The sequence below is a fragment of the Stenotrophomonas daejeonensis genome, from assembly GCF_001431505.1.
Classification (GTDB): Bacteria; Pseudomonadota; Gammaproteobacteria; order Xanthomonadales; family Xanthomonadaceae; genus Stenotrophomonas; species Stenotrophomonas daejeonensis.
Genome location: NZ_LDJP01000068.1, coordinates 40849 through 62942, shown reverse-complemented (window position 1 = coordinate 62942; position 22094 = coordinate 40849). Strand labels below are relative to the sequence as shown.

At 68.8% G+C, this 22094-nt stretch carries 19 protein-coding genes; 13 read left to right on the top strand and 6 right to left on the bottom strand.

Annotation, left to right across the window (positions count from 1 at the left end; translation table 11 throughout):
• Positions 1-166: 166 nt before the first annotated feature.
• The 3 genes from ABB34_RS11530 to ABB34_RS11520 all read left to right on the top strand — a co-directional run bounded on the left by ABB34_RS11530 (position 167) and on the right by ABB34_RS11520 (position 2886).
• On the top strand, positions 167-868 hold the full coding sequence (locus ABB34_RS11530; protein ID WP_057641471.1) for an FKBP-type peptidyl-prolyl cis-trans isomerase N-terminal domain-containing protein: 702 nt from the start codon (positions 167-169) through the stop codon (positions 866-868).
• A 312-nt stretch (positions 869-1180) separates the two neighbouring features.
• Positions 1181-1984: a CoA pyrophosphatase gene (locus ABB34_RS11525; protein WP_057641470.1), complete on the top strand. Its 804-nt coding sequence runs from the start codon at positions 1181-1183 to the stop codon at positions 1982-1984.
• A complete protein-coding gene (locus ABB34_RS11520; RefSeq protein WP_057641469.1) occupies positions 1981-2886 on the top strand; it encodes a sulfurtransferase in 906 nt (301 codons plus the stop codon). The genes ABB34_RS11525 and ABB34_RS11520 overlap by 4 nt, the downstream gene beginning before the upstream one ends.
• 64 nt (positions 2887-2950) lie before the next feature.
• Here the strand turns inward: ABB34_RS11520 and ABB34_RS11515 are convergent, their stop codons facing one another.
• The gene (locus ABB34_RS11515; RefSeq protein WP_057641468.1) at positions 2951-3508 is read right to left on the bottom strand and encodes an N-acetylmuramoyl-L-alanine amidase; all 558 of its coding nucleotides are present in this window, start codon (positions 3506-3508) and stop codon (positions 2951-2953) included.
• Between the two features lie 50 nt (positions 3509-3558).
• On the opposite strand from ABB34_RS11515, the gene ABB34_RS11510 reads away from it, so the two are divergent.
• A complete protein-coding gene (locus ABB34_RS11510; protein WP_057641467.1) occupies positions 3559-4086 on the top strand; it encodes an alpha/beta hydrolase in 528 nt (175 codons plus the stop codon).
• 233 nt (positions 4087-4319) lie between these two features.
• Positions 4320-6461 (top strand): bifunctional 23S rRNA (guanine(2069)-N(7))-methyltransferase RlmK/23S rRNA (guanine(2445)-N(2))-methyltransferase RlmL, encoded by a 2142-nt coding sequence (gene rlmKL / locus ABB34_RS11505; protein WP_057641466.1) that lies wholly within the window; start codon positions 4320-4322, stop codon positions 6459-6461.
• Positions 6462-6652: 191 nt separating this feature from the next.
• On the opposite strand, the gene ABB34_RS11500 is transcribed toward rlmKL, so the two are convergent.
• From ABB34_RS11500 to ABB34_RS11490, 3 genes are all read right to left on the bottom strand, one after another.
• Entirely contained in the window at positions 6653-7876 is a 1224-nt protein-coding gene (locus tag ABB34_RS11500; protein WP_245625442.1) for a DUF445 domain-containing protein, read from the bottom strand.
• 62 nt (positions 7877-7938) lie between these two features.
• Positions 7939-9012, bottom strand: a complete 1074-nt coding sequence (locus ABB34_RS15540) for a DUF5671 domain-containing protein (protein WP_211258201.1) — start codon at positions 9010-9012, stop codon at positions 7939-7941.
• Positions 9013-9247: 235 nt separating this feature from the next.
• Positions 9248-10138: a ParB N-terminal domain-containing protein gene (locus ABB34_RS11490; RefSeq protein ID WP_057641465.1), complete on the bottom strand. Its 891-nt coding sequence runs from the start codon at positions 10136-10138 to the stop codon at positions 9248-9250.
• A gap of 153 nt (positions 10139-10291) precedes the next feature.
• Between ABB34_RS11490 and dapA the strand changes: the two genes are divergently transcribed.
• Positions 10292-11191 (top strand): 4-hydroxy-tetrahydrodipicolinate synthase, encoded by a 900-nt coding sequence (gene dapA / locus ABB34_RS11485; protein ID WP_057641464.1) that lies wholly within the window; start codon positions 10292-10294, stop codon positions 11189-11191.
• Between the two features lie 176 nt (positions 11192-11367).
• On the opposite strand, the gene ABB34_RS11480 is transcribed toward dapA, so the two are convergent.
• Positions 11368-11802 (bottom strand): PepSY domain-containing protein, encoded by a 435-nt coding sequence (locus tag ABB34_RS11480; protein WP_057641463.1) that lies wholly within the window; start codon positions 11800-11802, stop codon positions 11368-11370.
• A 270-nt stretch (positions 11803-12072) separates the two neighbouring features.
• Here ABB34_RS11480 and ABB34_RS11475 point away from each other — a divergent pair, with 270 nt between their 5' ends.
• Complete coding sequence (locus ABB34_RS11475; protein ID WP_057641462.1) at positions 12073-13362, top strand: MFS transporter; 1290 nt, start codon at positions 12073-12075, stop codon at positions 13360-13362.
• A 76-nt stretch (positions 13363-13438) separates the two neighbouring features.
• Here ABB34_RS11475 and ABB34_RS15265 read toward each other — a convergent pair whose 3' ends face one another.
• A complete protein-coding gene (locus ABB34_RS15265) occupies positions 13439-16054 on the bottom strand; it encodes a protein kinase domain-containing protein (protein ID WP_057641461.1) in 2616 nt (871 codons plus the stop codon).
• A 195-nt stretch (positions 16055-16249) separates the two neighbouring features.
• Here ABB34_RS15265 and ABB34_RS11465 point away from each other — a divergent pair, with 195 nt between their 5' ends.
• The 6 genes from ABB34_RS11465 (at position 16250) to ABB34_RS11440 (ending at position 22080) form a co-directional block, all read left to right on the top strand.
• Complete coding sequence (locus ABB34_RS11465; protein WP_057641460.1) at positions 16250-17965, top strand: ankyrin repeat domain-containing protein; 1716 nt, start codon at positions 16250-16252, stop codon at positions 17963-17965.
• A 26-nt stretch (positions 17966-17991) separates the two neighbouring features.
• Positions 17992-18306, top strand: coding sequence for a hypothetical protein (locus ABB34_RS11460; RefSeq protein WP_152979598.1), 315 nt, complete (start codon positions 17992-17994; stop codon positions 18304-18306).
• A 34-nt stretch (positions 18307-18340) separates the two neighbouring features.
• A complete protein-coding gene (locus tag ABB34_RS11455) occupies positions 18341-18622 on the top strand; it encodes a DUF4282 domain-containing protein (protein WP_057641458.1) in 282 nt (93 codons plus the stop codon).
• Between the two features lie 93 nt (positions 18623-18715).
• Positions 18716-19342, top strand: a complete 627-nt coding sequence (locus ABB34_RS11450) for a hypothetical protein (protein ID WP_211258200.1) — start codon at positions 18716-18718, stop codon at positions 19340-19342.
• Between the two features lie 44 nt (positions 19343-19386).
• Positions 19387-20790 (top strand): hypothetical protein, encoded by a 1404-nt coding sequence (locus ABB34_RS11445; protein ID WP_152979597.1) that lies wholly within the window; start codon positions 19387-19389, stop codon positions 20788-20790.
• Positions 20791-21171: 381 nt separating this feature from the next.
• Complete coding sequence (locus tag ABB34_RS11440) at positions 21172-22080, top strand: hypothetical protein (RefSeq protein ID WP_152979596.1); 909 nt, start codon at positions 21172-21174, stop codon at positions 22078-22080.
• Positions 22081-22094: the final 14 nt, after the last annotated feature.

Below are 22094 nucleotides of genomic sequence, written 5' to 3'. Positions count from 1 at the left end.
GCTGACTCCAGAGAAAAGTTAAGAAAAAGTAAGCGGGGAACTCCCGCCACGGCCGCCGGTCCGAGTCCGGTGTCGTCGGTGGCGGAGCGCCTTGGCGACGGCTATCCTAACCCGTCGCCTCAAGCGGCATGGTTGCCCTGAGACACCCTTCCTGGAGAACTGTTTGATGAAGTTGCGTTCTATCGCGGTCGCCGTGGCCGCCCTGGCCCTCACCGGCACTGCATTCGCCCAGGACGTTTCGTCCGAGAAGGGCAAGTTGAGTTACTACTTCGGCTACGACTACGGCAACAACCTCAACGAGCTCACCGCCCGCGGCGAGCAGTTGGACATCGCCTCGGTGGTCAAGGGCCTGCAGGACGCCTTCGCCAAGCAGCAGCCGGCGATCACCGCCGAGCAGCTGAAGCCGGCGGTCGAAGCGTTCCAGAAGCGCGAGCAGGCCCGCGCCGCCGCCGCCAAGGCCGAGTACGAGAAGGCCGCCGCCGAAAACAAGACCCGCAGCGACCAGTTCCTGGCCGCCAACAAGGCCAAGGCCGGCGTGCAGACCCTGCCCAGCGGCGTGCAGTACCGCGTGATCGAGGCCGGCAGCGGCGGCAGCAAGCCGACCCAGGCCAGCACCGTGACCCTGCAGGTCGCCGGCCCGTTCCCCTACGGCCAGCGCCCGGAGACCGTGCAGCCGCACGACGTGCCGGCACTGAAGCTGAGCGAAGTGGAAATGCAGGCCATGCGCGAAACCCTGCTGCAGATGCAGCCCGGCGCCAAGTGGGAAATCACCCTGTCGCCGGACAAGGCGTTCGGTGCCGACCCGCGCACCGGCTTCCCGCCGAACGTGGCGGTGCAGTACGAAGTCAAGCTGGTCAGCGTCAAGTAATCCGCTGCGGTGACCTGGACGCGCCGGTGGTTTCCACCGGCGCGTTTTCGTTTCCGCAGGCACCGGCGCAGGTGCCGGGCCCGCCCGGCGGTTCCCCCGATGCGCGGCAAACTCGGCATCCACACCGGCATTTCCACCGTAGGTGCCGGGCTTGCCCGGCACGGGGCTTTGCCGGGAAAGCCCCATGCGCGGCAAGCCCCGCATCTACAAGGTCGCCCCATGGCATGGGCCTCTCCCGGCAATCCCCTGATACGCGGCAACCTGCATCCACGATGTTGTTTCGTGGAGTAGGCTTGCCCGGAGCCCCGCCCGATGAATGCCCCCCTCCGTGCCATACCCAGCCCCTGCATCGGAATCTGTTCGCTGGACAGTGCCGGCCGTTGCCGTGGCTGCCTGCGCACGGGCGAGGAGATCGGTGGCTGGCTGCGCATGAACGAGCTGCAGCGCCGGCAGTTGATGGACGAAGTATTGCCCGCGCGCGCGCTGGCATCCGGCTCGCTGGCCGCCGCGCTGCCGGGCCGGGAGCGGCTGCTGCGCGCGCTGGAGCCACTGGCCGCCGCACCGACCGGGCAGGGCTGGAACCGCAGCGAGCTGGCCGACCTGCTGCCGGCCGGGCCGCTGGCCGAGGCCGCGGTGCTGGCCGGGCTGGTGCCGCGGGCGCAGGGCGTGCAGGTGCTGCTCACCCGGCGCACCGAGACCCTGCGCAGCCACGGCGGCCAGGTCGGTTTTCCCGGCGGCCGCATCGAGGCGGACGACCGCAGCCCGGCGATGGCGGCGCTGCGCGAGAGCCATGAGGAAATCGCCCTGCCGCGCGAACAGGTGCAGGTGCTGGGCTACCTCGACCCGTTCCTCACCATTTCCAGCTACCGGGTCACGCCGGTGGTGGCGGTGATCGACCCCGACTTCGTGCCGGTGCCGCAGCCGGCGGAGGTAGCCGAGGTGTTCGAGGTGCCGCTGGATTTCCTGATGGACCCGGCCAACCTGCGCCAGGTCGAGATCGAGCATGCAGGCCGCATCCGCCACGTGCTCGAATACAGCTGGCCGGGGCAGCGCATCTGGGGCGCCACCGCGGCCATCCTCTACAACCTGCGTCGCCGCCTGGAGCAGAGCCCATGAATACGCCGATCGCCCCGCCGTGGACCACGCTGGTGGATGCCGCCTCGCTGGCCGCCGCCTTCGCCGCCGCGCCACCGCGCATGGTCGATGCACGCGCCACCGCCAGCACCGCGCCGCGGCTGGTGGATGCGCGCTTCTCGCTGGCCGATCCGCAGTCCGGCGCCGCGCATCATGCCGTCGGCCATATTCCCGGCGCGGTATATGCCGATCTCGACCGCGACCTGTCCGACCTTTCCCGGCAGGGCCACGGCCGCCACCCGCTGCCGGACAGCGACGCCTTCGCCGCCACGCTGGGGCGCTGGGGCATCGACGCGGACACGCAGGTGGTGGCCTACGACGCCGGTGACGGCAGCATGGCCGCCGCGCGGCTGTGGTGGCTGCTGCGATTGATCGGCCATCGCAACGTGGCCGTGCTCGACGGTGGACTGGCCGCCTGGCAGGCCGCCGGCGGGCGGCTGGAAGCCGGCGTCGAGCAGGTGCCGGCGTTGCCGCCGTACCCGGGCCGGTTCGACCTGGCGCAGGTGGCCGGCGTCGACGAGATTTCCGCGCGGCTGTCGCAATCGCCCGGCTGGCTGTTCGACGCGCGTGCCGGCGAGCGCTACCGCGGTGAAGTGGAACCGCTGGACCGCGTCGCCGGCCACGTCCCCGGCGCGCTCAACCGCCCGCTCGCACTCAACCTGCGCGATGGCCGCTTCCGCCCGGCGGCGGAACTGCGCGCGGAACTGGAACCGCTGCTGGGCACGCATGCGCCCGGCGAGGCGGTGATGATGTGCGGCTCCGGCGTCACCGCCTGCCACCTGCTGCTGGCCTTCGAAGTGGCCGGCCTGGGCGGTGCGCGGGTGTTCGCCGATTCGTGGAGCGGCTGGTCGTCCGATCCCGCGCGCCCGGTGGCGCGATCGTAGGAGCGCACCTTGGTGCGCGATGAAGCTTTCCCGGTGAAGCATCATCGCGCACCAAGGTGCGCTCCTACATGCGCTGCAATGGCACCGCCGCCAGCACGTCCTCCCACGGGAACCGCGGCCCCGGGTCGCGCTTGCGCTGCACCCGCAGCGCCGGGTCGTCGCTGGCCGGCACCTGCTCGACATCCAGTTCCTCGTGGCCGGAGATCCAGCGCAGCGACGGCAACCGTGCCGGCAGCCAGCGCAGCAGCGCGACCAATGCATCGGTCTGCGCGCGCGGATAGGGTTCGTCCATCGCCTGGTGGCGCGAATCCAGCCAGTGCGGGTAGCGGCCGCGGTTGACCAGCTCGATGCCGAGCGAGCGCGGGTTGATGCCGCGCACGTGGTGGGCCACGCGCAGCACGTCCACGTACTGGTGGATGCTGCCGTCGCGGTCGATGTAGTAATGGCCGCTGTTGCCGGTGCCGCTGTCGTAGAGCACGCGCTCGCCGTATTCGCGCGCCGTCGCCAGGTCCGGCAGCTCGGTGCAGTGGATCACCACCAGGTCGATTGCCGCCGGCTCGCGCAATGGCAGCAGCGGTTCGTAGGGCAGGGGCGCGGCGTGGATGGCGGGCATGGCGGGCATCGGGCGATGCTAGCATTGCGCCCCCGAGTGCTTCTGCCCGAATACCTGCGATGAACCGCGGCCACTGCATCCTTTCCCACGGTTTCGAAAGCGGCCCCGATGCGACCAAGGTCACCGCGCTGGCCGAGGTGGCGCAGCGGCTGGGCTGGAGCCACGAACGCCCGGACTACACCGACCTGGACGCGCGCCGCGAGGTCAGCGAAGTCGGCGACGTGCCCGCGCGCCTGCAACGCCTGGTCCAGCGGGCGGGCGAAGCCGCGCGGCAGGGCCCGGTAGTGCTGGCCGGCTCCAGCCTCGGCGCCTACGTCTCGGCGATCGCCTCGCTGCACGTGCCGGTGCGCGCGCTGTTCCTGATGGTGCCGCCGACGAAGATGGGACCGATGCCGGCGCTGGACGCGGCAGCGGTGCCGACCGGCGTCGTCCATGCCTGGCACGACGAACTGATCGCGCCGGCCGAGGTCATCGGCTGGGCGCGGGCGCGCGCGGCACGGCTGCTGCTGGTCGATGACGGCCACCGGCTGGAGAATCACGTCGAGGCCTCGGCCCGCGAATTCGAGGCGCTGCTGCAGACCTTGTAGATGCGGGGCTTGCCCCCGCATGAAGCTTTCCCGGTGAAGCCCCATGCGGCGGGGCCCGCAGGAACCACACGGGTAGGTCGGGGCCATGCCCCCGACGCGTGATGCCGGATATGCAGGGCGCCGGGGGCATAGCCCCGATCTGCCGGCAAGGCCGCCCGTTCCCGCGGGCCTGCCGCGAATGGCCCGTACAATGGCGGCCCCCGGCCCGCTGCCGTTCCCCTGTGGTATCCCCCGTGAAATTCTTCGTCTCCTGCGCCAAGGGCCTGGAATACCTGCTGGCCGACGAACTGCTGGCGCTGGGCCTGCCGCGCGCCACCGCCACCATCGCCGGGGTCAATGCCGAAGGAGAACTGCGCGACGCGCAGCGGGTGGTGCTGTGGTCGCGCCTTGCCAGCCGCGTGCTGTGGCCGCTGGCCGAGTTCGACTGTCCTGACGAAGGCTCGCTGTACCAGGGCGTGCTGGCGATGCCGTGGGAACAGCATCTGGACGCCGAGCTGACGCTTGCCGTCGATGCCCATGTCTCCGGCACCGCCATCACCCACGCGCGTTTCGCCGCGCAGCGGATCAAGGACGCGGTGGTGGACCGCCTGCGCGGGCAGGGCATGGAGCGGCCGTCGGTGAACGTCGAGTTCCCGGACGTGCGCATCAACCTGTCGTTGCGCAAGGGCCGGGCCAGCATTTCCATCGACCTCGGCGGCGGCTCGCTGCACAAGCGCGGCTGGCGGCTGGCGCAGAACGATGCGCCGCTGAAGGAGAACCTCGCCGCCGCGGTGCTGCTGCGCGCCGGCTGGCCGAAGATCCACGCCGAAGGCGGCGGCCTGCTCGACCCGATGTGCGGCGGCGGCACGTTGCTGATCGAAGGCGCGCTGATGGCCGCCGACGTCGCCCCCGGCCTGCAACGCCACGGCAGCATCCCGCCGAGCCGCTGGCGCGGTTTCGACCAGGCGCAGTGGCGCGAGCTGCTGGCCGAGGCGCGCGAGCGCGAGCGCGCCGGCCGCGCCGCGTTGAAGCAGGTCATCCACGGCAGCGACATCGACCCGCAGGCGATCCGCGCGGCCAAGCAGAACGCCGAGGAAGCCGGCGTCGGCGGGGCGATCTGGTTCGGCGCGCGCGACGTCGCCGACCTGCAGGTGCCGCCGCAGGAAACCGGTTGCGTGGTCTGCAACCCGCCCTATGACGAACGCCTGTTCGCCGACGCGGCGCTGTACCGCCGGCTCGGCGATGCGCTCAAGCGCACGGTGCCGCAGTGGCGGGCCAGCCTGCTGTGCGGCAACGCCGAACTGGCCTTCGCCACCGGCCTGCGCGCGCGCAAGACCTACCAGCTGTTCAACGGCGCGATCGAGTGCGCGCTGATCGTCTGCGACCCGATTGCGGTGCCGGCACGCGAGCACGACGGCGCGCCGCGCGAATTGAGCGAAGGCGCGCAGATGGTCGCCAACCGCCTGCGCAAGAACCTGAAGAAGTTCAAGAGCTGGCGCGCGCGCGAGGACGTTACCTGTTTCCGCGCCTACGACGCCGACCTGCCCGAATATGCGGCGGCCATCGACGTCTATCAGGAAGACGGCGGCAAGGGTCGCACCTTCCTGCACGTGCAGGAATACGCCGCGCCGGCGGCGATTCCCGACGCCGACGTGCGCCGCCGCCGCAACGAACTGCTGGCCGCCGCGCGCGAAGTGTTCGCGGTGCCGGCCGAACAGGTGGCGTTGAAAACGCGCGAGCGCGGCAAGGGCGGCAGCAAGTACGGGCGCTTCGAGCAGCGCGGCGAGTTCATCCTCGTGCGCGAGAACGATGCGCTGCTGCGGGTCAACCTGTTCGACTACCTCGACACCGGTCTGTTCCTCGACCATCGCCCGTTGCGCCGGCAGATGGCCGGGCAGGCGCGCGGCAAGCGCTTCCTCAACCTGTTCTGCTACACCGGCGTGGCCAGCGTGGAGGCGGCGGTGGCCGGTGCGGCTTCGACCACCAGCGTCGATCTGTCCGGCACCTATCTGCAATGGTGCGCCGACAACCTTGCACTCAACGGCATGGGCGGCAGCGCTCACCAGTTGGTGCAGGCCGATGCGATCCAGTGGCTGGAAGCCGAGCGCGGTCAGTTCGATGTGATCTTCTGCGACCCGCCGACCTTCTCCAACTCCGCGCGCGCCGAGGATTTCGACGTGCAGCGCGAGCAGCTGCGGCTGCTGCGCGCGGCGGTGGCGCGATTGGCGCCGGGCGGCGTGTTGTATTTCTCCAACAACTTCCGCCGCTTCAAGCTGGAAGAAAACGCGATCGCCGAATTCGCGCAGTGCCGCGAAATCAGCGCGCAGACCATCGGCCCGGACTTCGAGCGCAATGCGCGCATCCACCGCGCGTGGGAGCTGCGGCGCGCCTCCTGACTCGGGAGCTTTCCTCCAGATACATCCGGTAGGTCGGGGCTATGTCCCCGACGCCTCGCATCATGGAAGCCGTCGGGGCGGTAGCCCCGACCTACGAGGACTGCCGAAGGCCTGTCGCGACTCTTGTAGATGCGGGGCTTGCCCCGCATGGGGCATTCCCGATGAGGCCCAGTACGGGGCAAACCCCGCACCTACGACGGCAATCCGTGGGTCAGCGCATGCAGCAACAGGCCGATCAGGCCGCCGACCAGGGTGCCGTTGAAGCGGATGTATTGCAGGTCGCGGCCGACGCTCAGTTCCAGCTGCTCGACCAGCTTGGCCTCGTCCCAGCCCTTCACCGTCTGCGCGATGTGCGCGGTCACGCCGCTGCGCAGGCGCGTGGTGAGTTTCTCCGCGCCGGCCAGCATGTGCTGGTTCAGCGCGTCGCGCAGCGCCGGGTCGTCGCCGATGGCCGCGCCGAGCTTGCCGAGGCTGCGCTCCAGGTGCCCGGCCAATGCCGAATCCCCGCGCGACAAGTCCTCGCGCAGGTGCCGGTGGATGCGCTGCCACAGGCCCTGCACGTAGTCCTGCACCGCCGGGTGGTCGATCACCTGCTGCTTGAGCGCATCGACGCGTTCGGCCAGCGCCGGGTCGTGGTGCAGCCGCCGCATGTAGTCGCCGAGCCAGCGCGCATAATCCTGCCGCAGCGGGTGTGCGGGCTGCGACAGCACGTCCTGCAATTCCTCCAGCGCCGCGCGCGCCAGCCGCTCGGCCAGTGAATCGCCGATCTCGTCGATGGGCTTCACCCAGTCCACGGTACTGGCCAGCTTCGGCCATTCCTTGCGGATGTAGCGCACGATCAGCATCGATGCGCGCTGGCGCACGGCGTCGTCGTCGAGCCAGCCGGCGATGCGGGTCAGGCCTTCGTCGAGCACGCGCTGGTGGCGGTTGTCGGCGGTGAGCAGGCCGAGCAGGTCGCCGGCAGTGGCCGCGACGTTCCATTGCCGCAGCTGTTCGACGACGAAACGCTGGATGGCGGCGCGCACGGCGGTTTCATCCAGCAGGTCCAGCGCCTGCACGGCCCAGCCGCGCGCCATGCCGGCCAGCATCCGCGCCTGCTGCGGCTGCGCCAGCCAGTGCCCGAGCCGGGTGGCCGGGTCGAACACCTTCAGCTTGGCCAGCAGCGATTCCGGTTCGAGGAAGTGGTCGCGCACGAACACGGCCAGGCTGTCGGCGATGCGTTCCTTGTTGCGCGGGATGATCGCGGTATGCGGGATCGGCAGGTTCAGCGGGCGGCGGAACAGCGCCACCACCGCGAACCAGTCGGCCAGCGCGCCGACCGTGGCCGCCTCGCAGAACGCACCCACCCACGCCCACGCGCCGCGCTCGCCGTTGAGGTGGCTGGCGACGAAACCGGCCAGCATCGCCAGCAGCATCGCCAGCGCGTACAGCTTGAGCCGGCGCAGCTGCGCGCGGCGTGGATCGGCGGCACCCACGTTCAGTCCTTGTCGTCCACGCCGCGGCCGAAGCAGTGCGTGCCGGCCGGGTGCGCCCATTGCCCGGCTTGCGGCAGGCGCCAGCGTGCGCGGCGTTCACCGCTGTCGGTGGCGAAATCGGCGCACAGCTCGTAATGCGCGGCGTCGAGCGGGCGATAGCGGTAATCGCCGCCGCCGGCCGGGTCGTGGCGCGGCAGGTTGACGCCCGGTTGCGCGGCCAGCGTGTCGAGGTCGGCCGGCAGCGCCTTGTGCTCCTGCCACCATTGGTTGACGGCGATCTCCAGCGTCTGCAGGTCGCCGGTGCGGGTTTCGTCCAGCCGCAGCCGCCGTTGCTGCGCGGGCGAGTCCATCACCCACACGCCGGCGGCGATGGACAGGGCGGTGGCGATGCCGGCGGCCCACAGCACGCGGCGGCCGGAGGCCGTCTGGTCGGCGCCGGCGACCTCTTCGCGGCGCAGGTCGCGCAGGTAGTGGCCGAACACCGTGCCGGCGATGGCGGCGACCACGCCTACCTTGAGCACGAAGCGCAGGCTCAGTTCGCCGCCGAGCAGGTTGAACACCAGCGTGGTCAGGTCGCCGATCAGCACCGCGGCGGCGACGAACAGGGTCAGGTAGGTGAGCCAGCGGCGGATCGGCGACAGGCGCTTGATCGGATGCCTGGCGACGTCGTGGGCGAGATGGCGGGCGACGAAGGCGAATACCGGGAAGGCGATGACCAGCGCCGACAGCGACCAGCGGATCGAGCCGGTGCGCCGCAGCACCTGCCATTGCGCGTCGGCCGGGTCGGGCAGCAGGTGTTCGAGCAGCGCGAACAGCAGGCTGCCGAGGTTCCAGGCGAAGAAATACAGCGCGCTGAACAGCAGCAGGTAGAGGAAGGCTTCGCGCGCGGACAGCGAGGCGCGCGGGCGCGGCACCGGCAGCGCGAAGTCCACCTCGGCCCAGCCGTCGAGCACGCCGCGGACCTGCTCGGCGCTCCAGCCGGCGGCCAGCAGCGCCTGCGTCACCTGTTCGCGGTCGTGGCCGCGCATCAGCGCGTCGCGGACGAATTGCTCCAGTTCCGGGGATGCGGAGGCCATCGCGGGTTCCTCGTGGGAGATGGCGCATGGTTACCGGCTTGCCGGTGCGAGTGCAATTACGCGGTCGCACGCTGATGCAGGTGCGGGGCCTGCCCCGCACGGGGCTTCCCCGGTAAAGCTTCATGCGGGGCAAGCCCCGCATCCACGCGGGCTGGACGAGCAGCGGCGTAGGTCGGGGCTACTGCCCCGACGCCCTGGGCATCCGGTGCGAAGCTGTCGGGGGCGTAGCCCCGACCTACGGCTGGGGTTTTCCCGGTGAGGCCTGGGGCAATCCGGTTTCGACCTTCTCCGTTGCGGCGGCGGCCAGCCGCGCGCGCAGCGCGTCCAGTTCCATGCGCAGCGCCTGGTTCTCGGCGGTCAGCGAGGCCACGCGCTGGCGCAGCGCCTCCAGTTCGCCGTCGTCCGCCACGTTGGCCGTTGGCGTTGCCGCTTCTTCCGGCGCAGGCTCGGGCTTCGGCTTGCGCCGAGCTTCGCGCACGCGTCTGGCCGCCTGCTTCAGTTCCTCCTTGCCGCCTTGCGCCGCCGCGCGCTGTTCCTCTTCCGGCAGGCTGGCGACCACCGCCGCGGCGCTGATCGACAGCGCGCCGGTCTTCACCGCCTCGACCACTTCCGGCGCGGCGTGGCTGTGGATCTTCTCGATCATCGCCACCTGGCCGGCGCTGAGCTTGGCCTCGCGCGCAAGTTCGGCCTTGGACAGCTTCGGCGCCGGTTCCCACGGCGGCATGTCGGCGTCGGTGCCGGATGCGGCGGGCGCGGCCTCGCCTTCGCTCTCGCGGCGCAGCTGCTCCTGTTCGGCGGCATGGCGCGCATCGAGGATCGCGCGCTTGCGCAGCGCCAGCACGCCGCGCTGGAAGTCGGACACGCTGCGCCGGCCCAGGTGCTGCTCGATCATCCACAGGTGCACGTCTTCCATCGTCCGGAAGCGGGTGTTCTGCACGGTGTTGAACGGCAGGCCGTGCTTCATGCAGATGCCGTAGCGGTTGTGGCCGTCGATCAGCACGTTGCCCCACAGCACCAGCGCATCGCGGCAGCCCTCGGCGAGCAGGCTGCGCTCCAGCGCGTCGTGCTCGTCCGGCGTCAGCGGGTCGATGTAGGCCTTGAGTTCTTCGTTGACGATGATGTCCATGCATGCTGACGGTGAAACGTGGGCCGGCATTGTAGTGAGGATGCTTCCCCGATGGTTGCAGCGGCAACCGGGAATGCCGCTCCGACAGGCCACCGGCGGCTGTTTTCTTGCTTAGAATCGGCGTTCCCCACGACGGCTTCCGGTATTCCCCAGATGACTTCTTCCCCCGCCCCGCTGCGCGGCAGCATCGTCGCGCTCGTCACGCCCATGCACGAGGACGGCAGCGTCGATTACGACGCGCTGCGCCGCCTGATCGACTGGCACGTGGCCGAGGGCACCGACTGCATCGGCGTGGTCGGCACCACCGGCGAATCGCCGACGGTGAACGTGGACGAGCACTGCCAGATCATCCGTGTGGCGGTGGAGCAGGCCGCCGGGCGGGTGCCGGTGATGGCCGGCTGCGGCGGCAATTCCACCGCCGAGGCGATCGCATTGGCGCGGTTCGCGCGCGAGGTCGGCGCCAGCAGCCAGTTGCAGGTGGTGCCGTACTACAACAAGCCGGGGCAGGAGGGGCAGTACCGCCATTTCAAGGCGATCGCCGAGGCCACCGGCGATCTGCCGATCGTGCTCTACAACGTGCCCGGCCGCACCGTGGCCGACCTGCAGCACGACACCGTGCTGCGGCTGGCGCAGGTGCCGGGCATCGTCGGCATCAAGGAGGCCACCGGCAACCTGGAGCGTGCGCAGTGGTTGATCCGCGAGGCGCCGGAGGGCTTCGCGGTGTATTCGGGCGACGACGCCACCGCGGTGGCGCTGATGCTCTGCGGCGGCCACGGCAACGTCAGCGTGACCGCCAACGTGGCGCCGCGGCTGATGCGCGAGCTGTGCGCCGCGGCGCTGGCCGGCGACGTGGCGGCGGCAATGGCGATCCAGCGACGGCTGCTGCCGGTGCACCGGCAGATGTTCGTCGAGGCCAACCCGATCCCGGTGAAGTGGGCGCTGGCGCGCATGGGCCGTTGCGGCGGCACGCTGCGGTTGCCGATGACCGAGCTGGAGCCGGTCAACCAGGCCAGGCTGGAAGCGGCGCTACGCGAGGCGGGCTTGCTGGCCTGAGCGCCCGCCGCTCTGGAGGCGGGTTCGGCATGCCGGCTGGCGCAGGTGCCGGCCGCTCGCGTCTTCGACGAATGCATCGGTAAAGGCGGCCGGGATCGATCCGGTGGATCGATCCCGGCCGGTACCGCCCACGGGCCGCGGACCGGCCGGAGCAGTGCCGCCTCACGCGCCGGCCGTCAATCCTTTTCCAGCGCGACCACTTCGCCGGTGGCCGGGTCCAGGCGCACCTTCACCTTGGAGCCCTCGGCGGTCCGGCCCTTGGCCTTCCACAGGCCGTCGTCGAGTTTCACGCCATGCACGCCGCTGTAGCCGGCCGCGGCCAGCTGCGCGCGGATGTCGGCTTCGCCCAGCTGCGGGACCGCCTTGGCCGGGTATACGGTGCCGTTGGTCGGGTCCAGGCGCACGTCCACGTGTTTGCCATTGGCGCTGGTCGCTTCCGCCTTCCACATGCCGTCTTCGAACTCCAGGTCCTCCACCTCGGTATAGCCCTGTGCCTCCAGCTGTGCACGCACCTGCGGCGCGGTGAGCGCGTCCTGCGCCCGGGCGACGCCGGCGGCGGCCAGTGCAAGGGCCGCGGCAAGAAGGGCGGTATGTAGCGGTCGATCGTTCATCGGTCTGCTCCTGTGGTTTCGTCGCGCTTTCCACGCAGCGCCGATACTGGCAATGGCCTCCTGTACCCGGCCGTGAACCAGCGCGGATGCGTCGTGTCGCGGTCCGGGGCGGTTAACCGACGTGGACGGCAGGGGAAGAAAACGTTCGGCGGACGTGGGTTTTCCGTCGGCGCGCGGTGAAGGCGGCGCGCGCTGGTGGCGATTGCAACCAATGCCGGCCGCGACGCGACGCCGTGCCAGAATCACCGCCACTTCCCCATTGGCAATCCGATGACGCCTTCCACCGCCGCCCCCGTCGCCAACTCCCCGGGCCGCGTACTGGCGGCCAGCCTGGTCGGCACCACCATCGAGTTCTTCGACTTCTACATCTACGCCACCGCGGCGGTGCTGGTGTTCCCGAAACTGTTCTTTCCCGAGAGCAGCGAGAACGCGGCGATGCTGCAGTCGCTGGCGACCTTCGCGGTGGCCTTCATCGCGCGGCCGGTGGGCTCGGCGCTGTTCGGCCACTACGGCGACCGCATCGGCCGCAAGGCCACGCTGGTGGCGGCGTTGCTGACGATGGGCCTGTCCACGGTGGCGATCGGCCTGCTGCCCACCCACGACCGCATCGGCCTGGCGGCGCCGGCGCTGCTGGCGCTGTGCCGGTTCGGGCAGGGCCTGGGGCTGGGCGGCGAATGGGGCGGGGCGGTGCTGTTGGCCACCGAGAACGCGCCGCCGGGCAAGCGCGCGTGGTACGGCATGTTCCCGCAGCTGGGGGCGCCGCTGGGGTTCCTGCTGTCGGCCGGCATCTTCCTGCTGCTGGGCAAGGCGATGGACGATGCGGCATTCCTCGCATGGGGTTGGCGCGTGCCGTTCATCGCCAGCGCGCTGCTGGTGATCGTCGGCCTGTGGGTGCGCCTGAACATCCACGAGACACCGGATTTCCGCAAGGCGATGGCAACCGGGCAGCGGGTGCGCCTGCCGATGCGCGAGGTGCTGGCCGGGCATGGCTTCGCGGTGGCGGTGGGCACGCTGGCCGCGTTCGCCACCTTCGTGCTGTTCTACCTGATGACGGTGTTCACGCTGGGCCACGGCACCACGAAGCTGGGGTACACCCGCGAGGACTTCCTGCTGATGCAGATGGTCGGCATCCTGTTCTTCGCCGCCGGCATCCCGTTGTCGGCGTGGTACGGCGACCGTCGCGGCACGGTGCATACGATGCTGCTGGCGACGCTGGCGATCTTCGCGTTCGGCCTGTTGTTCCAACCGTTGTTCCAGGCCGCGCACCCGTGGCAGGTAATCGGCTTCCTGTCGCTGGGCCTGTTCCTGATGGGCCTGACCTATGGCCCGTGCGGCACCATGCTGGCCAGCCTGTACCCGGTGCAGGTGCGTTATACCGGCGCGTCGCTGTCGTTCAATCTGGCCGGCATCCTCGGCGCCGCGCCCGCCCCCTATGCGGCGACGTGGCTGGCCGGGAAGTTCGGCATTGCCGCGGTGGGCTGGTACCTGTGCGCGACGGCGCTGGTGACCGGCCTGGCGTTGTGGGCGATAGGGCGGCGCAATGCCGCCAGCAAGGCATAGGCGGCTTGTCTGGCGGAGCCTGGGGCGGGGCACGCACGCGGTGGCGTGATTGCAGGCGAGAGGGCCCGGATTCCCCTCAGTGTGTCGCCAGCAGCCCGCGTATGCGCGCCAGTTCCGCCTTGTCGCCGCCAGCGGCTTCCATTGCCTGCTCGGCAAGGCCATCCAGCAGATGCCGGGCTTCTTCGCGTTGCCCCTGTTCGATCAACGCTTCCGCCAGCGACATGCGGAAACTTTGCGCGGCGGCATTGTTCTCGCCGAAGCGCTGGCGAAGGCCATGCTCGGCCTTGCGCAGCAGTGCGATGCCGGTGCGCTGTTCGCCGCAGTTGTATTCCTTCAGCCCGAGGTTGCCGATTTCGACCAGCGTGGCCTGCTTGTCTTCGCCATAGCGCGCCGCCATGCGTCGCGTCACGTCACGCTGGATCGGGAGGGCAGCTGGGCAATTGTCGGCCATGTCGTGGATGCTGGCGATGGTGGAGCGCTGCACCAGCGTCTGGTAGTTGTCGGGACCGTAGACCTTTTCCGAAGTGGCCGCCGCTGCCTCGGCCAAGGGGAGCGCTTCGCCGTACTTCCCCTGGTTCCGCAATGCGCGGGCCAGGTTCATCTGTACGTTGGCGACGAGGGTCTCGCCGATGCGGTCCTTGGCGAACAAGGGATCGGCCAGTATCGACCGCATCAGGACGATGGCCTTGTCCGTTTCGCCGGAACGGGACAGTGCATCAGCCAGATTGTCGCGGATGGTGATGGCACGCTGCTCGTCCATGGGGAACAAGCGGCGCTGCAATGCATCGGCGCGTACCCAGGCGGGCAACGCCTGGCTGATCTGCATTTGCTGGTGATGGAATGCAGCGCGGGCGATGGCTGCGGACAATGCCAGTTCGCCATCCTGCCGCAGCCGTGCACCGGCCTTGGCGTCGGTTTCTTCCAGCAACCTGCTGGCTTCTCCGAAATCGGTGTTGCGGCTGGTGTAGGCCAGCGTACGCACAAGCGCGTAAGCGGTACGCAGGGACAATTCGTTATCCGCGCCGAAGGCGGCAGTGAAATCGCGTAGTGCCGCACGCAATTCTTCGGCACTGCGCTCGCCATTACCCAGCGCGCCCCACGATTGCCCCAGCGCGGCGTGGATACTGCCGTTGGTTGCCGGATCGCGCCCGAACTTGTCGTCGATTTTCCGGGAAGCCACGTCCAGCATGTCCTTGATGGTGGGGTTGCCCTGAAAGGCGGCGCCACCAAGCGCGACCATGCCAATCAGGTCGTTGCTGAGGAATGCGACCACTGCCTCGGCCCGCGCCGCCTGTTTTTCGGCAATGTCGCGCTGTTGCTTGGCGATGCGTTGCTGCTGTTCGCTGTACCGCCAGAAATACAGGCTGAAACCCAGTCCGAGCACCAGCGTGGCGAAGGCGGTGACCACCCATGGTCGCCGCGCGCGGGTACGTTCCAGCGCCTGCCGCAGCGCAGCGGCATCGCGCTCGGCCTGCTGCTGTCGTTGTTGTTCGGAGCGACGTGTTTCCAGTTGCCGCAATTGCTGCGCCAGCTCGGCCACGCTGGCGTGGCGGCGGGCGGGGTCCAGGTCGGTGGCGCGAGCGATGTCTTCGCACAGCAGAGGGTCATCGATCGCGCGCTCCCAGCCCGGCGCCAGCGGTTGGTGCAGGTCGCCGACCACGAGCTGGTAGAGAACCACGCCCAATGCATACAAGTCGCTGCGGATGCTGGCCGGTTGCCCGGCAATCAGTTCCGGGGCCAGGTACAGCGGCGTGCCGGAGGTGTCGGTGCGGGTGGTGGTCAGGCCCAGCGAGGTGATGCCCAGCTCTGCCAGCCGTTCCGGGTGCAGCAGGCGGCTGTTGCCGAAGTCGGTCAGGCGCGTGCGCCAGCCTTCGCCCTGTGCGGCCACCAGCACGTTGGAGGGCTTGAGGTCCTTGTGCAGCACGCCCACGCCGTGCGCGGCGGCCACGGTGTCGGCGATTTGCAGGAACAAGTGCAGCCGCTGCTGGCGCGGCAGCGCGGCCAGTCTGCCGTCCTGCTCGGCCCACTCGGGCAGCGATTGCCCGCCGTACTCGCATTCGAGAAAAAAGGGTGGCGATTCGAAATTCCAGTCCAGCACCCGTGCCAGGTCGTCGCGCTCACCGAGGCTGTCGCGCAATACCCGCGCCAGCGTGGCCTCGCGCTTGATCGAGGACAGCCGCTCGCCGTCCAGCGCGAACTTGAACACCCGCCCATCGCGGCTGCGCGGGTGCCGCGCCAGCCAGACCTCGCTGCCGAGGGTACGGCCGAGCAGGCGTTCGAGCAGGAAATGGGGACGCTCCGGCACCGCCTGTCCGGCGACCAGTTCCAGCCCGCTGGCGGTGCGCTGGCCCACAGTGACCCGCTCCATGGGGCCGTCGAAACGGTAGCCGATACGCGGCACGGTGACGATGCGTGCCTCGCCGGCCGCCTCCAGTGCCTTGCGCAACTTGCCTACGGCGGTGGACAGCACGTGATCCACCGTTGGCCGCCCGACCCAGACCTGGTCGAACAGTTCCTGCTTGGTCACCACCTCGCCGACGTGGCGCAACAGCAGCGACAACACTTCCAGCGGCCGGTTCTCCATTTCCACCGCCAGCCCGGCGATGCGCAGTTCGCGCTGGGCCTCGTCGTACTCCACCGGGCCGAAACGCCAGCGGTACAGGGTGGTGGGCGGCGTATAGGAAGTGTTCATGTGACCGGAGTATGGGCGGCGTGGACGGCGAGGGGCAATACCGCTCCGGATCCCGGGTTGAAATTCAAGTTGTTGATTCAAAAGGCCATGCGTGAGGGCGTTGAATGCCTTGAAGGTTTCTTGAAAGTGGCGTGAGGACTTGGGGCGAGGCCGGTGCCCAGCATCGCCCCGTCCCGTCGCCGAGGAACCACGTGCATGAAAGCCGCAAGACTTGTCGTCACCGCTGTTGCCGTTTCCCTGCTGGCCGCGTGCGCGAAGGAGCATGAAATCACCCTGCCGAGGAATGGCGGGGCCAGCGACGAGGTCTACCGGATCAATACCTCGCACGTGGTCGACCGCCCCTACTTGGTGGATGGCGAACCGTTTTCCGGGGTGGTGGTGGGGCGCAGGGGCGAGCAGGTGGTGTTCCGCGCGCAGATGCGCGACGGGCGCAAGCAAGGTGTGCAGGAATTGTTCTACGACAACGGCAAGCCGCGAAGCCGCGAGAAGGTGGCCTGGGACGAAAAGGACGGCACGCGCCACACCGGCGATTCGGAAAGCTGGTGCGAGAACGGCGAGCGCCGCTCGCTGACCGAGTACAGCCGCAAGGGAACGGAGCAACTGCGAAGGAGCTGGGATTGCGAAACCGGCAAGCTGGTGGCCGAGACGAAGTTCGATGCCGAGGGCCGGAACGACGGCGAACAGAAGGAATGGATGCCCGAGGGCACGCTGGTCGAGCAGGCGTCCTGGAAGGCTGGTGTCCTGGATGGCGACAAGCAGACCTGGACGCCGGAAGGCACGCTGGTGGAGCATGCCCGCTACCGTGGCGGCAAGCAGCAGGGCTTGCAGGAAGCCTGGTACGCCAGCGGCAAGCCCGCCCGCCGCGGAGAGTATGCCGACGGCAAACCCGTTGGCCGCCATGAAGCCTGGGCCGAGGATGGCCGCCTGATGGAAGCGGGCAGCTACGGCGCCGACGGCAACAAGACCGGCATGTGGCTGGAAAAAATTGGCGATGACAGCGTCACCCTGCATTACGGGCCCGATGGCCTGGTGCCGGTGGAATTGCTGGAGGCGTGGATATCGGCGCTGACGCGCCCCGATCCGCAGGTGGTGGCCTTCTACCTGGGCGAGGGCAAGCTCAAGTTGAGCGATGCCTTGCCGGCGGATTGCTGCGACGGCGGCCCGGCCTATGGCCGCCGACGCGCCTACGATTTCCCTCTGCACACCTGGACCTATCCGGTGGTGTTCGCCGACGACGCGGTGTTGTCGCTGCTGCTGGAAAAAGGCGCGGACATCGATCAGGCCGACAGCGAGGGCACCACGCGCCTGTTGCGCTGCGCCCGGCGCTACCGCCCCGATGCGGGAAGCAGCCCGGCCTACGTCTGCACGCCGGCGCAATTGCGGGCCTTGCTGGCCCGGGGCGCGAAAGCCGGGGTCGTGGATCGGCAAGGGCGCAACGCGCTCCATTACCTGTTGAACGTCGGTTCGTTGGACGACAAGGGCGACGTGTTCGGCCGCGGCGCTGACGAGCAGCGCCAGACGCGGGTGGACTTGCTGGCGGCGCTTGCCAAGGCGGGCGCGGACATCAACGCCGCCGACGCTGAAGGCTGGACGCCGCTGGTGCGGGCGCTGAAGTCGCGCCGCGTCGACCTGGTCAAGGCGGTCCTCGCCGCCGGCGCGCGCGCAGACGGCCCCGGCCCCGGCGATACCAAGGCCGTGCACTGGGTATTCCTGGACGAAACCAACCGCTACAACATCCGCGGCGATTTCGTCGCCGACGTGTTGCCGCTGCTGGCGGCGGCCGGCGCCGACGTCAACGCCCCGCTGGACTGGGACGGGCAGCCGGTGACCCTGCGCGACCTGGCCGTGCGCCACGGCCTGATCGACGTGGTGCGGGTGATCGAGCAGCAGGCCAGGCCGGCGCAACCGTGATTTCCTCAACCAACCGGAGCATCCGCATGACTATCAAACGCTTTGCGAGAAACACCGCCGCCGTGCTGCTGGTTTCCGTGTTTGCCGCATGCGGCAACGGCTTCGCCGGCGAGTACGGCCATTCCGTCAACGGCACGTGGGAAACCATCATGACCTTCAAGGGCAACGGCGAAGTGGAGCTGGACATGATGGGCAACATCATGGTCGGCAAGTACGAGGTCAAGGACGGCAAGGTCTACATCACCGGCGGCAAGGGCGGGCAGACGCAGGCCTTCCGCATCGACGAGCAGGGCTGCATCGACGGCGGCATGCTGTTCGGCACGATGTGCAGGAAGCAGTGAAGACCACCAACGACCGGACAAGGGGGACACCACCATGAACGTACGCGAATTGCTTTTCTTCGACTCGATGGTCACGCCGAAGATCATCACCTTCATCTACTGGCTGCTGCTGGCCGCCGCCGTGCTGGGTGGCCTGAGCACGGTGGTCACCGCCTTCGGCATGTTCCGCTACAACGGCTGGGCCGGGTTTGGCATGCTGGTGGTCTCGCCGTTCGTGGTCATCCTCGGCGTGCTGGTGGCGCGCATCTACTGCGAGATCATGATCGTGCTGTTCAAGATCAACGAGGCCCTGCAGGACATCCGCAGGAAGCCGTGAGGCAGCCGCCTTTGGGTATCGGCGGAGGGCGGCGCGCGGGCGCGGCCCTCGTTCCGGCCCGGTGGCCATCGGGAGACTGCAGGCATGGGGCGCATGGGCGGATTCCGCCTTCCGGCAGGCATGGCCGCGCTGTTCGCGGCCGCGTCGGCGTACGCGCAGCAACCGCCCGCGGGCGCTGCGCAGCTGATCGCGCAGTGGGGCCGCGAGGTGGTGGAGGACAACTGTTCGGGCGGCGGCTTCCGCGCCACCGGGACGCCGGCGAAGGTCGTGTTCCACGTGGACTTCAATGCCGACCGGGTGCCGGACTACGTGCTGGCGCCGGGCTTCGATTGCACGATGGACGGTGAGCCGGCATATGCGATCTTCGGGCCGCAGGTGCCGTGGGCGCTGGTGCTGTCCGGTGGCGGCGACGGGAGCGAAGGTTCCGGCTGGGAGCTGCTGCGCTTCCGCAACAGCGAGGCGCACGAACCGGTGGTGCGGCAGGTGGATGGTCACCCGGCCCTGATCCTGTCCGACGCCGGCCCCGGCCTGTGGCAACCGGCCTATGCCACCTATGCCTGGGCGGCGTTCCAGGGGACGGGCGGCATGACCGCGGTGGCGTGGTTCGACGCCGACGGCCGTCGCATCGATAAGGATGGCACCGCCCTCGGCGTGCCGCGCGACGGTGGCGATGTGGCCGCGCCGGTCCCGCCGCGGCAGCACCTTCCACTTTTCCCATGACGGCAGGTGCCACGGGCGGTCAGGATCGTATGAGCGAGAGCGACATGAAGCCAATTACCGGAAAACATCGCAGCATTCCCACGTGGCTGGTGCTGCTTTGCCTGCTCGCCCTGCCGGCATCGGCATGGCCGCAATCCGGGCCGACCACCGGTTCGCCCGAATACCTGGGTTCCTTCCCGTCGGCGGAAAAAGTGCGTGCCGACATCATTGCCAGCGCGGGAGACGCCAGGCCGGAGGAGATCGAGGGGCGCGTCGAGGGACGCCTGCGGACGCTGGCCAATGCCCTGGAGCACTCCTGGAAGACCGGATACACCAACCGGGAAACCGGATTGCCCATCATGGGAATCGGCAGCGCACCGCCTGCGGCAAAACGGTTGCACGAGGAATATTCGCAGCAGTACGTGGCCATCTACCGGAACGCGAATGACAAATACCCCGATTGCGGGTTGCCGACCAAGCTGCTTTATTTCATCGGCCTGCGCCCCTGCAAGTTGGTCAACTACCGCCTGGCCAGGGACGATTACGACGGCACGTACCGCAACAACGAGGCCGCGTCCATCGAGATCGCGCAGCTGTATTTCCCCGAGGCGGTCCGCGAGCTGTTCGTGGAAACCAGCGGTGGCGACGGGAAATACATGTCCCGCCACCAGGTGTCCGTCGGGAAGGAACAGCGCCAGGCCGAACAGTCGCGGCAGCGCGCCGAGGCGTTCTGGAAACAGGCTCCGAGGCTGGTTCCCCGCGCGCTTGCGCTGTTCATCGTGGCGTTGTTCCTCTGGCTGGCCTGGCGGCGCGCGCGTCCCAACGGCCCCAGAAGCAAGGACCGGGTCAATCCGATCATCGACATCGAGGACCTGTACCTGTTCGCCCGCAGGGGGCGTGTCTTGGGAGCGCATGAACGGACCAGCCTGCATGCGGAAACCACCACGACCACCAGCGGTGGCGGTGGCTACATGCATCAGGGATCCGGGTGGATTTCCGCGCCCAGCAGCAACACGACCACGACGGTCACCTCCACGCAGCACCAGACATTTTTCATCCGCGAAGACGGTGGCAGCGAACTGGAAGTGAAGTTCGTCGATCTGGATTTCTCGGTGCGTACCGACAACCGCGTCGCCATCGTCTACGCCGGGGACAAATGGTCGCGGTGCGGCATCCCGGTGGCCGCGGTCAACCTGGATACCGGGAACTGGGCCATCCAGCGCAACCGGGTGAAGGCGGTTCGCGTGGGGACGAGCGAGTCCGAAAGGAAAACGTTCGTTCTCGGCAGCATTGCCGTGGCGTTGATCGCCTTGGGCTACGCGGTGGTAGGGCACTGGGGGCCGGGCTTCCTTGTCGCCGGGCTGGTCGCGGCGGCGGTGGGTATCCTGGGGGGCAGGAGCGGGGTGTCGCGGGCCGCCATCGCGGAGCGGGTGGATGCCTGCACGCGGGAAATCGCCGCCGGGCGATGAAGTCGGGCAGGGCGGGAGCGTCAGCGCTTCATCGTGGAAGAACCACGGGCGACGGCTGCCGCCGCGCATCCAGTGCGACGACGCGCCCGGCGATGGCCGGCAGCGTGCGCAGCGCCGGCCGGCTGACGCGGGGCTCCATCGCGCGACAATGGCCCGGATCCCGTTCCCCCTGACCGGAACCGTGCCAACCTGTATGCGGAAGCGCTTCCGATCTTGTCAAGTGAGCGATTTCCGGATTTCGACCCGTCATCACGGGAGCATTCCAATGAACATCAAGCCAATGAAAATCAAGAACGTTCGTGGTGCTGGCTTCGCCGTCGGTGGCGTGCAGCAAGGCGATGCTGGACGAGGCGTGGTCGCTGCGAAGGGAGGGAGGACGTCATGAGGGCGAAATGGATTCCACGTTGCCTGGCCGCGGTGTTGCTGCTGGCCGGCACCGCGAGCGCGCAGACCGGGCGCGATGCCGAATCCCTGCGCCATTACCCCTCGCCCGAGCGGGTACGGGCCGATCTCGTCGCCAATGCGGGCAAGACCAGACCGCAGGAGCTCGAAGGGCGGATAGCGGGCCGGCTGCAGATGCTGGAGGGAATGCTTTCCAACACGTACAGCCGCAATGGTGGCTATCCGCGCGGCTTCGAGCAGGCGCCGGCCAGGGCCGTGCAGCTGTCCCGTGCGTACAGACTGGAGTACTCGAACCTCTTCAGCCACAAGGAGAAGTTGAACGAGGGCCAAAGAACCGGATGCAACGACAGGAGCCAGAACACGGCAGGCCAATGCGTCTACTGGAACTTCAGCGAGGCGGAGGAAGCGTACAGATACGATCTGGATCAGACCCGGGCCGTTCTGGAACTGTATTTCCCCCGGAAGTATCACGAACGGCTGCTCGACCGCTCGCCCCATGCGATGCGCCTGAGGGTCGAGGCTGAAAGGGAAGCCCAGCAGGCGCGCATCGTGGCGGAGGAAGCGGCGGCGTCGGACAAACGCACGGCCAGGTTGGCGTGGGGGGGCGGCAGTCTGGTATTCCTGCTGTTCTCGCTCGCCATTGCCGGCGGCGGCCTGCTGATGATCGTGAAAGCCGGCAGGATGGGCCACGCCATAAGCAAGTACGAATTCGACAACAGGACCGATGGCGGCGTGGTGCAGTTCGAAAGTTACGAGGCCGCGCAGCAGCACAAGCTCAAGCGCCAGGGCGGTGGATGCCTCCTCTCCGCGGGCATGATGCTGTTCGTGGTCGGGCTGGTGATGTCCCTGGTGGCGGTCTTGCTGGTAGTCGGGTCGATTGCCGGCTGAGCAGGGAGGCCGGG